Origin of the sequence: Cupriavidus sp. 2SB (assembly GCF_005503625.1) — a bacterium.
GTDB lineage: Bacteria > Pseudomonadota > Gammaproteobacteria > Burkholderiales > Burkholderiaceae > Cupriavidus.
This window is the reverse complement of record NZ_SCMX01000038.1, coordinates 51,418-64,347: the sequence shown is the minus strand read 5'-3', so window position 1 is coordinate 64,347 and position 12,930 is coordinate 51,418. Positions and strand designations below refer to the sequence as shown.

Here is a 12,930-nt window from a genome sequence, read left to right as displayed (position 1 = left end):
GGACCCCGATCCTGCCGCCGCCCCTGCCCCGACCGCTCCTGCCTTGGACGCTCAGTCCGAAGTGCCTGCGCCCGTCACGCCGATTCCGTCCGCCCTGGCAGGCGCCGAACTGGCCGAAGCCAGCCCGCCGGACCAGCAGCAGTTCGTGGACTGGCTGCGCGCCGTCGCCCCGTACATCCACACGTTCCGAGGCAAGACCTTCGTGATCGCCTTCAGCGGCGAACTGGTCAAGGCCGGTGTGCTCAACGCACTGGTCAACGACGTGGCGCTGCTGCACGCGATGGGCATGCACGTAGTACTGGTGTTCGGCTCGCGGCCGCAGGTGGAAGAACAGCTTGCGCTGCGCAACGTGCAGTCGCAGTACGCCGATGGCGTGCGCATCACCGACAACGCGGCGCTGGAATGCGCCAAGGAAGCTGCCGGCGAACTGCGCCTCGACATCGAGGCCGCCTTCAGCCAGGGCCTGCCGAACACGCCGATGGCCGGCGCGCAGCTCTCTGTGATTTCCGGCAACTTCATCACCGCTCGGCCAGTGGGCATCGTCAATGGCGTGGACTACCAGCACACGGGACTCGTGCGCAAGGTGGATGACGAATCCATGCGCATGTCGCTGTCGCACGGCAAGGTGGTGCTGCTGTCGCCACTGGGCTTCTCGCCCACCGGGCAGGCGTTCAACCTGTCGATGGAAGATGTGGCCAGCGCCACGGCCAGCGCGCTCAAGGCCGACAAGCTGATCTACATCACCGAAGTGCCAGGCGTGCCCGATGCCGTGGGCAAGCTGATGAAGGAGATGTCGCTGCGTACCGCCATGGAGCGCCTGCAGAACAATCACCTGCCGCCTGACGTGGCCTATTACCTCCAGCATCTGGTCAAGGCGCTGCGCAACGGTGTGCCGCGTGCCCACCTGATTCCGTTCGACCTCGATGGTTCGGTGCTGCTGGAACTGTTCCTGCACGATGGCGTGGGCACGATGGTGTCCGATACCGATCTGGAAAGCCTGCGCGAAGCCACGCTCGACGACGTGGGCGGCATCCTGCAACTGATCGCCCCGCTGGAAGCCGATGGCACTTTGGTGCCACGCGGACGCCACCTGATCGAGCGCGACATCGACAAGTTCTCGGTCATCGAGCACGACAATGTGCTGTTCGGCTGCGCCGCGCTCTACGAATTCCCGCGCGAGAACATGGGAGAGATGGCCTGCCTGACCGTTTCCTCGGAAGCGCAGGGCACCGGCGACGGCGAGCGGCTGCTCAAGCGCATCGAGCGCCGCGCCCGTACGCTGGGACTCGAGCGTCTGTTCGTACTCACCACGCGCACCGAGCACTGGTTCCTGAAACGTGGTTTCGTCCACGCCAGCGTGGACGACCTGCCCGAAGACAAGCGCAAGCTCTACAACTGGCAGCGCAAGTCGATGGTGCTGATGAAGAAGCTGTAACCCCTGGTACGACATAACAATATGCGCCGCAGGGACATGGGCAGCCGCCGCTGCCCCGTCCCGCGAGCTTGGCTACAATAGCGCCCACACGAAAGAAGGAGTCCCACATGGCCCGCATGGTCCAATGCGTCAAACTGAACAAGGAAGCGGAAGGTCTCGACTTCCCCCCGCTGCCGGGCGAACTCGGCAAGAAGATCTGGCAAAGCGTCTCGAAGGAAGCCTGGGCCGGCTGGCTCAAGCACCAGACGATGCTGATCAATGAAAACCGCCTGAACATGGCCGACACCCGCGCGCGCCAGTACCTGCTCAAGCAGACCGAGAAGTATTTCTTCGGTGAAGGCGCTGATCAAGCCATGGGTTACGTGCCGCCGCCTTCGGCTTAAGCGGTTCCGCTCCCGCTACTGGTTTGCTCCCCTCTCCCGCACGCGGGAGAGGGGAAATATTCCACCTCCCGCCGCTTCGGCAATCCATTCCCCCCACCCTGTCTTGCCCCCTACTCTGCGCTGACGACGGCGCACTGCGCGCTGCGTTCACAACCAGGCGGAGGCAGGAACCATGGCAATTCTTTTCGACATCAAGGTGGAGAGCGGCGCGTCGCAGTGGTACGGCGTGATCTCGATCTCGAATATCCGCAACAGCGACGGCACGGCCGTCAGGGTCGAGCACTTCCTCGGATTGAAGTTCCGCTCCCCGGCAGCCGTGCAGCCCACCGACTTCAATCTTCAGTTGCAAAGCTGGCGGGCCACCACGGCCCGGACCCAGAACGATCAGATCGACGGACAGCACTGGAACGTCGAGGCGGAGGTCGGCCTCGAATCCGCCTATACGTTCGCGGCAACGGACAAGGTGCAGATCGGCATCAACGGCGATCTGACCGGCGACGATGTCGAGACCTACTTGTCGTCGTTTGCTCTGGCCGCCGATGCATTGCCCAGTACCAACGGCACGGTGCGCATCCAGACGGCCTCCGCTCCCGACCCCGCGCTGTACTCCGTGGCGCAGACCGTTACCTTTACGGAAGGCTCGCAGATCCATGCGCGGGCCGTGTCGCCGGGCACGACCACGCCTATTTCGTTGCCCAGTGGCAACTACCAGGTGTCGGTGAGCCCGCTCGCCAACCACACCTATACCGTGGTGGCCAATGCGCAGGTGCATCCCACCAGCATCGCGCTGTCAGCAGGTGGCACGGCCGCGCTCGTCATCGACTATGGCCCGGCCCAGCACTATGCCCGCCTCGACCTCGCCGTCGGGCCGATCCCCGTTCTGGACGATGAGGAACTCGACATCAGCGTGGTGGTCCGCAACACCGGCGAGGTCCTGGCCGAAGTTGGCTTGGCTCCCGACAACATGCTGCCGCTGACTGGCCTGCCGACGGCGGGTGCGGTGGATGTGAACGCCAGGACGATCAGCCTGAACAACGTGCGCTACAGCTTCCCATCCAAGCTGCGCAACCTGACCGCATCGGTGGAAGCGGTCGTGTTCACCGAGGCCGAGATGACATCCACCGCAGTGGACACCGGTGGTTATGTCACGCTGCCGGTATTCATCACGTCCGACGTGGCCGTGGCGACGCCGCTCACCGTGCGGCTCGTGGCACCGAACATGACCTACAAGCAGGACTTCCACCTGCTGGCGGGCACGCATATCTACGACTTCGCCGTACCGGCGCAGCCCCAGCACTACGACGTCGAGGTCTCGGACTTCATCATCGACGGCACGGTCCACAACGTCTTCACACCTGTGCAGGCGCTGGTACTGCCCAACGGCACCTCGCGGCTGACCATCGACGTGGCCAAGGGTGCCAACCTGAACGTGCGCGGCTTTCCCAGCTTTCTGAGCTTCGGCGGCTGCGCTGACCTGACGCCGGGCAATGCGGCGGATTTCGTGGCCGCGCGCGCATCGTCGGTGTTCAAGTACGCGGGCTTCGACGGCGCGGGCGATGCCAACGTCTACCTGACCTCCGACAACCAGACCACGGCCACGGTGCTGCTCGCACGCGATGTGGAGCGGCAGATCGGTGGCGGGCACAAGGTGTTGCCGGTGATCGTCTCGTACACATGCAACCTGTCGCTCGGTGACACGCCCACGCAACTCGCCAACAAGCAGGGCCTGGCGCACAGCTTCGGCAACCTGATCCTCTCGCTGAATCTGGTGAACGAGCACATCGATGCCGATCACCCCGTGCCTGCTGGCTACGTCATCAACCCCGACTTCCTGGGCGCGTGCCAGCAAGGCGGATTCGGCCCCGAGTACGCCATGCCCGTGCGCGAGCCACTGCGGATGGCGCTCGACCACTGGAACGTGGCGGCCACCATTCCCTCGCACATCGAGGAAAACATCCGGGGCTATGTGGCAGCGGTGAACTGGCTGTTCCGCACCATCGCCCCCGCTGTGACGTACGGCTGGCAGGTCAACCTCTGGGGGGTGGGGGCGTCGGAGTGGATCTACTCGTCCGATGATGCACCGCGCCTCAACGCGCTGGAGACAGCGGCCTTCATCCGCGCGATGCGCGTCCACGAAGGTCCGGACGTGCCGGACTTCCTGGCCGTGGACCGCTACGAGGCCGACGATTTCACGATCCGCAGCTACGCCAACGGCTACTGCTACTGGACGCACGAGTGGGAGCGATTCTTCGACTTCTGCGCTGGTCTGAGCCGCGACCTGAAGTTTCCGATCATGCCGTGGCAGGTTCCGGCCAGCCATGCGCCGCTGGTCAGCGATGCGGTCAACGTCGACTTCGACACCCAGAACTGGGGCACGGGCGGCACCTACATCTTCGGCGACGCTGCCATTGGCTCGGACTATCACAACATCCACCCAAGGATTGTCGCGCTGCAATTCCCCCAGGCATTCCACTGGGCAATGGGCAGCACCGCCGAAGACATGTTCAAGCGCTCGGAGCCGTTCGACGTCAGCGTGCCCGCCTATGGCGACTTCCCGTATCGCGGCATCTTCACAATGCTGCTCGGCGGCGGCGCGACGACGGGGATCATCTCGACGGTGGGCGACGACACATCGTTCGTGCGTGACAAGCTGGCGGCCTATATGAACAACCCGATCAGTTTTATGGCGGACAAGGTCGGGCAGGATGCGCCTAAGGTGCTGCCGCGGGTGAAGGCACGGCGGAAGATTTGCCGGTAGGCATTTGATTTCCCGCCGGTCCGCTCCCCTCTCCCGCGTTGCGGGAGAGGGGCTGGGGGTGAGGGCCGGAGGTTCTGCTTGCCGACCACATCGCAATTTGCACCGCATGCCCTCTCCCCCGCCCTCTCCCAGAGGGAGAGGGGAGAAAACCGAAAAGGGAGAAAAGTACAAGTCTTTCACCTAGTTCTCCCGACCTAGTTCCACTCACCTATCCCATTCCCCTTCCCCTCCTCGCCTGACGAATAGGCGTGGGCCCGGCATCGGCCTACTCTGGCATCACTCTTCAAAGTGACTCCGGAAACGGCTATGTCTTCAGCATCGCACCCTTCTTCATCCGCAGCGCCGGTCCCTCCCGGGGGCTGGATGACCCTCTGGTCCAGCACCTTCGCCTTCACCATCTGCTTTGCCGTCTGGATGATGTTTGCGGTGCTCGGCATCCCGCTCAAAGCCGAACTGGGCCTTAGCGATACCGAGTTCGGCCTGCTGGCAGCCACGCCTGTGCTCAGCGGCTCGCTGGTGCGTGTGCCGCTCGGTATCTGGACGGATCGCTACGGCGGTCGGATCGTGTTCTTCGTGCTGATGCTGCTGACGGTGGTGCCGATCTGGCTGATTTCTTATGTCCACACGTTCTGGCAACTGCTGGTGCTGGGACTATTCGTCGGGCTGGCCGGCGGCTCGTTCTCGGTGGGCACGCCCTACGTCGCACGGTGGTTCCCGCGTTCGCGGCAGGGTCTGGCGATGGGCATCTTCGGCGCCGGCAACTCGGGGGCCGCGCTGACCAAGTTCGTGGCACCAGTACTGATCCTCGCGGCCGGCACCTGGGAAATCGTGCCGAAGGTGTACTCCGTGGCGATGCTCGTCACCGCCGTGCTGTTCTGGGTGTTCTCGCGCAGCGATCCTTCGCACCGCTCGGCCTCGGCCACGAGCTGGCGCGCACAGATGGCGATGCTGCGCGATCCACGCGTGTGGCGCTACTCGCAGTACTACTCCGTGGTGTTCGGCGGCTACGTGGCGCTGGCGCTGTGGATGACCAAGTACTACATCGGCGAATACGGCTTCGACATCAAGACCGCTGCCTTCCTGGCCGCCTGCTTCTCGCTGCCAGGCGGCGTGCTGCGCGCGATCGGCGGATGGATCTCCGACCGCTACGGCGCGCATCGCACCACGTGGTGGGTCATGTGGATCAGTTGGGTGGCGTTCTTCCTGCTCAGTTATCCGAAGACCGATTTCACGATCTACACCGCCACCGGTCCGCAATCGTTCCACATCGCGCTGACGCCCACGCTGTTCACGATCCTGATGTTCGTAGTGGGCATCGCGTTCGCCATCGGCAAGGCATCGGTCTTCAAGTTCATTTCGAATGACTTCACGCACAACATCGGCGCGGTATCCGGGGTGGTGGGCCTGGCCGGCGGGCTTGGCGGCTTCATCCTCCCGATCATGTTCGGTGCACTGGCCGACCTCACCGGCATCGGCAGCAGCTGCTTCATGTTGATGTACGGCACGGTCTGCGTAAGCCTGGTCTGGATGCACTACAGCCACCGTGGCGAACGTTCTGCACCCTCAACCCTCATTCCCCAACAATCATGACCAGTTCCGTACTGACCCGCTGGGAGCCCGAGAACGCCGTGTTCTGGCGCGCGGAAGGCGAACGCATCGCCTATCGCAATCTCTGGATCTCGATTCCCGCACTGATGCTGGCGTTCGTGATCTGGATGCTCTGGAGCGTAGTGGCGGTCAACCTTGACCGCGCCGGCTTCCAGTTCAGCAAGAACCAATTGTTCTGGCTCACGGCCTTGCCCGCGCTGTCTGGCGCCACGCTGCGCATTTTCTACTCGTTCCTCGTTCCAGTCTTCGGCGGACGGCGCTTCACCGCCATCTCCACCGCCCTGTTGCTGATCCCGGCGCTCGGCATCGGCTTTGCCCTGCGTGATCCCTCGACAAGCTACCCCACACTGCTGGTGCTGGCCCTGTTGTGCGGCCTGGGTGGCGCGAACTTCAGTTCGTCGATGGCCAATATCAGCTTCTTCTTCCCCAAGGCGAAGAAAGGGCTGGCAACGGGATTGAACGCGGGTATCGGCAATCTCGGCGTATCGGTGGTGCAGTTCGTCACGCCGCTGGTGGTGTCGCTGGCCGTGTTCGGTGCGCTCGGCGGTGAACCGCAAACCCACACCGCCAATGGCGTATCGCAAAGCCTCTGGTTGCAGAACGCCGGCTTCATCTGGGTGCCGTTCATTGTGGTGGCGTCGCTGGCCGCGTGGTTCGGCATGAACGATATCGCCTCGGCACGCGCATCGTTTGCGGAGCAGGCCGTGATCTTCCAGCGCAAGCACAACTGGCTGATGTGCTGGCTCTACATCGGCACGTTCGGCTCGTTCATCGGATTTTCTGCCGGACTCGCGCTGCTCACCAAGTCGCAGTTCCCCGGCATCAATCCCACGGCTTACGCATTCCTCGGCCCGCTGGTCGGCGCGCTGACGCGCCCGGTGGGCGGTTGGATTTCGGACAAGCTTGGCGGGGCGCGCGTCACGCTGTGGACTTTCGTCGGCATGATTGCCGCCGTCTGCGCGGTGCTGGCCGCCCTGCCCCACGACGGCAACGTCGGCAACTTCCAGGCATTCCTGGCTGCGTTCATCGTCCTGTTTGCACTGGCGGGCGTGGGCAACGGCTCCACCTTCCGCATGATTCCGGTGATCTTCCTGACCGAGCGCCAGCGCGCCGCCGCCGGGCGTGGCGACGCGGCGCAAAAGCAGGCGCTGCAGGACGCGGGCAAGGAGTCCGCTGCGGTGCTCGGCTTCTCAGGTGCAATCGGCGCCTACGGCGGCTTCTTCATCCCCAAGAGCTTCGGCACATCGCTGGAGATGACCGGCACGCCCGATGCCGCGCTGTATTGCTTCATCGCCTTCTACGTGAGTTGCGTACTCGTGACGTGGTGGTACTACGCCCGTCGCAATGCCCCCATGCCCTGCTGAGTGCAAGTCACCCCTTCCAGGCCCCACAAAACAAAGCAAGTCGGAGTACATAAGACATGTCTCACTTTCTGGATCGATTGAAGTTCCTGTCGCGGATCAAGTCCACGTACGCGGATGGGTATGGCACCGTGGTCAACGAGGACCGCAAGTGGGAAAACAGCTATCGTAGCCGCTGGCAGCACGACAAGATCGTGCGGTCCACGCACGGTGTGAACTGCACCGGCTCGTGCTCGTGGAAGGTCTATGTCAAGAACGGCCTGATCACCTGGGAAACCCAGCAGACCGACTACCCGCGCACCCGCCCCGACCTGCCCAATCACGAACCGCGCGGCTGCCCGCGTGGCGCGTCGTATAGCTGGTACGTCTACTCGGCCCAGCGCGTGAAATATCCGATGATCCGGGGCCGCCTGATGGAGATGTGGCGCGAGGCGCGCAAGACCATGGACCCCATCGCCGCGTGGGCATCGATCAGCCAGGACCCCGAGAAGGCCGCGCGCTACAAGAGCGTGCGTGGCCAGGGTGGTTTCGTGCGCGCCGATTGGAACACCGCCACCGAAATCATCGCCGCCGCCAACGCGTTCACGGTGAAGGAATACGGCCCCGACCGCGTGATCGGCTTCTCGCCCATTCCTGCGATGTCGATGGTGTCGTACGCCGCCGGTGCCCGCTACCTGAGCCTGATCGGTGGCGCCTGCCTGTCGTTCTATGACTGGTATTGCGACCTGCCACCGGCCAGCCCGCAGATCTGGGGCGAACAGACGGATGTGCCCGAATCTGCCGACTGGTACAACAGCACCTACCTGATGGTCTGGGGTTCGAACGTGCCACAGACCCGCACGCCCGATGCGCACTTCTACACTGAGGTCCGCTACAAGGGCACCAAGACCGTGGCCGTGTCGTCGGACTTCGGTGAAATGGTCAAGTTTGGCGACATCTGGCTCGCGCCCAGGCAAGGCACAGATGCCGCGCTGGCCATGGCGATGGGTCATGTCGTGCTCAAGGAATTCCACGCCAACGGCAAGTCCGCGTACTTCCGCGACTACATCCGGCAATACACCGACATGCCGATGCTCGTGGCGTTGCGTGACCAGGACGGGACGCTCGTGCCCGACCAGTTCCTGCGTGCATCGCAGCTCGACGGCAACCTCGGCGAGGCCAACCAGCCAGACTGGAAGACACTGCTGATCGACGAGACCACTGGCGACATCGTCGCACCCAATGGCTCCATCGGCTTCCGCTGGGGTGAAGGCGCCCACAACGGCGGCGAGAAGGTAGGCCGCTGGAACCTGGAGATGAAGGATGGCGGCACGGGGCGCGACATCATGCCGCGCCTCTCGCTGATTGGCCATGACGATGAAGTCGTCGAGGTAGGTTTCCCCTACTTTGGCGGCGAACACGCCGACCTGCTGACGCGCCGCGTCCCGGTGCGCTGCCTGACGCTGGCCGATGGCAGCAAGGTCCACGTGGCCACGGTCTACGACCTGCAAATGGCGAACTACGGCGTGGATCGGGGGCTGGGCGGCCCGAACGTGGCAACGTCCTTCGACGATGACGTACCCTACACCCCAGCCTGGCAGGAGAAGCATACGTCCGTGCCGCGCAAGCTTGTGATCCAGGTGGCGCGCGAGTTCGCCGACAACGCGGATCGCACGCAAGGCAAGAGCATGGTCATCGTGGGTGCCGCACTGAACCACTGGTATCACAACGACATGATCTATCGCGGCATCATCAATCTGTTGATGATGTGCGGCTGCGTGGGCAAGAGCGGCGGTGGCTGGGCGCACTATGTGGGCCAGGAAAAGCTGCGGCCCCAGTTCGGCTGGGCACCGCTGGCGTTCGGCCTCGACTGGTCGCGTCCGCCGCGCCAGATGAACGGCACCTCGTTCTTCTACAGCCACACCAGCCAATGGCGCCACGAGAAGCTCGGCGTGGACGAGATCCTCGCGCCCACCGCCGACCGCAAGCGTTACGAGAACCTGTCGCTGCTCGATCTCAACGCGAAGTCCGAGCGCATGGGCTGGTTGCCCTCGGCCCCCCAACTGGGCCGCAATCCGCTCGACGTAGTGGCCGATGCGCGCGCCGCCGGCAAGGACCCCATCGCCCATACCGTCGAACAGTTGAAGTCCGGCACGTTGCAATTTGCGTGCGACGACCCCGACAACCCCGCCAACTTCCCGCGCAACATGTTCGTCTGGCGCTCGAACATCCTGGGCAGCTCGGGCAAGGGCCACGAATACTTCCTCAAGTACCTGCTCGGCACGCAGAACGCCGTGTTCGGGGATGAAAACGACGCGATCAAGCCGAGCGAAGTCACCGTGCGTCCTGCCGCCGAGGGCAAGCTCGACCTGTTGACTGTGCTCGACTTCCGCATGAGCACGACCTGCCTGTATGGCGACATCGTGCTGCCCACGGCCACGTGGTACGAGAAGGATGACTTGAACACGTCGGACATGCACCCGTTCATCCACCCGCTGTCCGAAGCCGTGCAGCCGTTGTGGGAAAGCAAGACCGACTGGGAAATCTACAAGGCCATCGCGGCAAAGTTCACCGAGATCGCCGGCCTGTATCTCGGCACACGCGAGGATCTGGTCTGCACGCCACTGCTGCACGACACCCCGGGCGAACTGGGCCAGCCCTTCGAGCCGAAGGACTGGAAGCAAGGCGAATGCGACCTGATCCCGGGCAAGACCGCACCGTCGATGACCGTGGTGGAGCGCAACTACGCGGACATCTACAAGAAATTCACATCGATCGGGCCGCTGCTGGACAAGCTCGGCAATGGCGGCAAGGGCATCAATTGGGACACGAAGCACGAAGTGGGCGAGATCGGCCACCTCAGCAAGACCGTGACCGAGCCCGGCGTGAGCCAGGGCCGGCCGCGTCTTGAGACGGCCATCGACGCTGCCGAAATGATCCTGACCTTCGCACCCGAGACCAATGGACACGTCGCGGTGAAAGCCTGGGAGGCGCTGTCGAAGATCACGGGTCGCGATCACACGCATCTGGCCGAAGGCCGCGAGCACGACAAGATCCGCTTTCGCGATGTGCAGGCGCAACCGCGCAAGATCATCTCCGCGCCTACGTGGTCGGGCCTGGAATCTGAGGAAGTCAGCTACAACGCCGGCTACACCAACGTGCATGAACTGATTCCATGGCGCACGCTGACTGGCCGCCAGCAGTTCTATCAAGACCACCGGTGGATGCTCGATTTCGGCGAAGGTGCATGCGTCTACAAACCGGCCATCGACACCAAGACCGTGAGCCCCATGCTGGGCCGCAAGCCGAACGGCAACCCCGAACTCGTGCTGAACTGGATCACGCCGCACCAGAAGTGGGGCATCCACTCCACGTACTCCGACAACCTGCGCATGCTGACGCTGTCGCGCGGCGGTCCGCACGTGTGGATCTCGGAAACCGAGGCCAAGGCCAACGGCATCCGCGACAACGACTGGGTGGAAGTGTTCAACGTCAACGGCACCCTGACCGCTCGTGTGGTGGTGTCGCAGCGCGTGCCGCAGGGCATGTGCTTGATGTACCACGCCCAGGAAAAGATCGTGAACGTACCGGGCGCCGAGACCAGCGGCATGCGGGGCGGCATCCACAACTCGGTGACGCGCGCCGTCACCAAGCCCACGCACATGATCGGCGGATACGCGCAGTTGGCTTACGGCTTCAACTACTACGGCACGGTAGGCAGCAACCGCGACGAGTTCGTGATCCTGCGCAAGATGAACAAGGTGGACTGGCTCGAAGGTCCGCGAAAAGAAGATCCCTCCCCCCAAAACAAGGCAAGGAAGTCTGAAGGAGCCCCGCAATGAAGATCCGCGCACAAGTGGCCATGGTGCTGAACCTCGACAAGTGCATCGGCTGCCATACCTGCTCCGTAACCTGCAAGAACGTATGGACCAGCCGCGAGGGCGTGGAATACGCCTGGTTCAACAATGTCGAGACCAAGCCCGGCGTGGGGTTTCCAAAGGAATGGGAAAACCAGGACAAGTGGAACGGCGGCTGGAAGCGCAACGCCGACGGCAGCCTGACGCCGCGCCAGGGCGGCCGCGCGAAGATTCTGTCGAACATGTTCGCCAACCCAAACATGCCGCAGATCGACGACTACTACGAGCCGTTCACCTACGACTACGAGCACCTACAGAAGGCGCCGCTGGTAGAAACGCCGCCGACGGCGCGCCCGGTCTCCGCCATCACCGGCAAGAAGATGGAGAAGATCGAATGGGGTCCGAACTGGGAAGACGACCTCGGCGGCGAGTTCGACTCCCGCAGCCGCGACAAGCTGTTCGACAACATCCAGAAGGACATGTACTCGACGTTCGAGAACACGTTCATGATGTACCTGCCCCGGCTGTGCGAGCACTGCCTGAACCCGACCTGCGTGGCGTCGTGCCCGTCCGGCTCGGTCTACAAGCGCGAGGAAGATGGCATCGTGCTGGTGGACCAGGACAAGTGCCGCGGCTGGCGCATGTGCATCTCGGGCTGCCCGTACAAGAAGATCTACTTCAACTGGCAGAGCGGCAAGGCCGAGAAGTGCGTGTTCTGCTATCCGCGCATCGAAGCTGGCCAGCCTACGGTCTGCTCGGAAACCTGCGTCGGACGCATCCGCTATCTCGGCGTGATGCTCTATGACGCGGACCGCATCGAGCAAGCCGCGTCGGTGGAAGATACACGCGACCTGTACCAGTCGCAGCTCGACATCTTCCTGGACCCGAACGATCCCGCCGTTCAGGCCGAGGCGCTGCGCCAGGGCATTGCACAGAGCTGGCTCGACGCCGCGCGCAAATCGCCCGTCTACAAGATGGCCTGCGAGTGGAAGGTAGCCTTCCCGCTGCATCCCGAGTACCGCACGCTACCGATGGTCTGGTACATCCCGCCGCTCTCTCCGATCCAGTCGGCCGCCGAATCCGGCTTCATGGGCATGAACGGTGTGATCCCGGACGTCAAGAGCCTGCGCATCCCCGTGCAATACCTCGCCAACCTGCTGACGGCCGGCGATGTGATGCCTGTGCTGTCGGCGCTTGATCGCATGCTCGCCATGCGCGCGTACAAGCGCAGCCAGTCCGTGGATGGCGTGGAAGACCTGGCGGTGCTGCGGCAAGTGGGCCTGACGCCGGCCCAGGTCGAGGAGATGTACCAGATCATGGCCATCGCCAACTACGAGGATCGCTTCGTGGTGCCTTCCGCCCACAAGGAAATGGCCGAGGACAGCTTTGACGAGAAAGGCAGTTGCGGTTTCAGCTTTGGCAACGGCTGCTCGGGCGGCACTTCGGACGGCACGCTGTTCGGCAAGAAGAAGCCACAGCCGGAAGTCGCCTACGCAGACCTGCCTACGTCGCGCCGCAAGGCGCTGGCCACCTGAACCGGGAAACGAAG

Annotated in this window: 7 protein-coding genes; all 7 read left to right on the top strand. The window is 63.5% G+C overall.

Annotated elements, in window-relative coordinates:
• Window positions 1-82: 82 nt before the first annotated feature.
• The 7 genes from argA to narH all read left to right on the top strand — a co-directional run bounded on the left by argA (window position 83) and on the right by narH (window position 12,916).
• Window positions 83-1,435 (top strand): amino-acid N-acetyltransferase, encoded by a 1,353-nt coding sequence (gene argA / locus FFS21_RS18320; protein ID WP_137926203.1) that lies wholly within the window; start codon window positions 83-85, stop codon window positions 1,433-1,435.
• A gap of 107 nt (window positions 1,436-1,542) precedes the next feature.
• Window positions 1,543-1,818: an oxidative damage protection protein gene (locus tag FFS21_RS18315; protein ID WP_137926202.1), complete on the top strand. Its 276-nt coding sequence runs from the start codon at window positions 1,543-1,545 to the stop codon at window positions 1,816-1,818.
• Window positions 1,819-1,990: 172 nt separating this feature from the next.
• Window positions 1,991-4,576 carry a hypothetical protein gene (locus FFS21_RS18310; protein ID WP_137926201.1) on the top strand — a complete coding sequence of 862 codons (2,586 nt, stop codon included), beginning with the start codon at window positions 1,991-1,993 and terminating at the stop codon, window positions 4,574-4,576.
• Window positions 4,577-4,882: 306 nt separating this feature from the next.
• The gene (locus FFS21_RS18305; RefSeq protein ID WP_137926200.1) at window positions 4,883-6,166 is read left to right on the top strand and encodes an MFS transporter; all 1,284 of its coding nucleotides are present in this window, start codon (window positions 4,883-4,885) and stop codon (window positions 6,164-6,166) included.
• Entirely contained in the window at window positions 6,163-7,548 is a 1,386-nt protein-coding gene (locus tag FFS21_RS18300) for a NarK family nitrate/nitrite MFS transporter (protein WP_137926199.1), read from the top strand. The genes FFS21_RS18305 and FFS21_RS18300 overlap by 4 nt, the downstream gene beginning before the upstream one ends.
• A 56-nt stretch (window positions 7,549-7,604) precedes the next feature.
• On the top strand, window positions 7,605-11,366 hold the full coding sequence (locus FFS21_RS18295; protein WP_137926198.1) for a nitrate reductase subunit alpha: 3,762 nt from the start codon (window positions 7,605-7,607) through the stop codon (window positions 11,364-11,366).
• Complete coding sequence (gene narH / locus FFS21_RS18290) at window positions 11,363-12,916, top strand: nitrate reductase subunit beta (protein WP_137926197.1); 1,554 nt, start codon at window positions 11,363-11,365, stop codon at window positions 12,914-12,916. The genes FFS21_RS18295 and narH overlap by 4 nt, the downstream gene beginning before the upstream one ends.
• Window positions 12,917-12,930 lie beyond the last annotated feature (14 nt).

Bases quoted from the DNA above. Each gene is read 5' to 3' on its own strand.
- FFS21_RS18315 (WP_137926202.1), top strand. From the start codon at position 1,543: ATGGCCCGCATGGTCCAATGCGTCAAACTGAACAAGGAAGCGGAAGGT.
- FFS21_RS18310 (WP_137926201.1), top strand. From the start codon at position 1,991: ATGGCAATTCTTTTCGACATCAAGGTGGAGAGCGGCGCGTCGCAGTGG.
- FFS21_RS18305 (WP_137926200.1), top strand. From the start codon at position 4,883: ATGTCTTCAGCATCGCACCCTTCTTCATCCGCAGCGCCGGTCCCTCCC.
- FFS21_RS18300 (WP_137926199.1), top strand. From the start codon at position 6,163: ATGACCAGTTCCGTACTGACCCGCTGGGAGCCCGAGAACGCCGTGTTC.
- FFS21_RS18295 (WP_137926198.1), top strand. From the start codon at position 7,605: ATGTCTCACTTTCTGGATCGATTGAAGTTCCTGTCGCGGATCAAGTCC.
- narH (WP_137926197.1), top strand. From the start codon at position 11,363: ATGAAGATCCGCGCACAAGTGGCCATGGTGCTGAACCTCGACAAGTGC.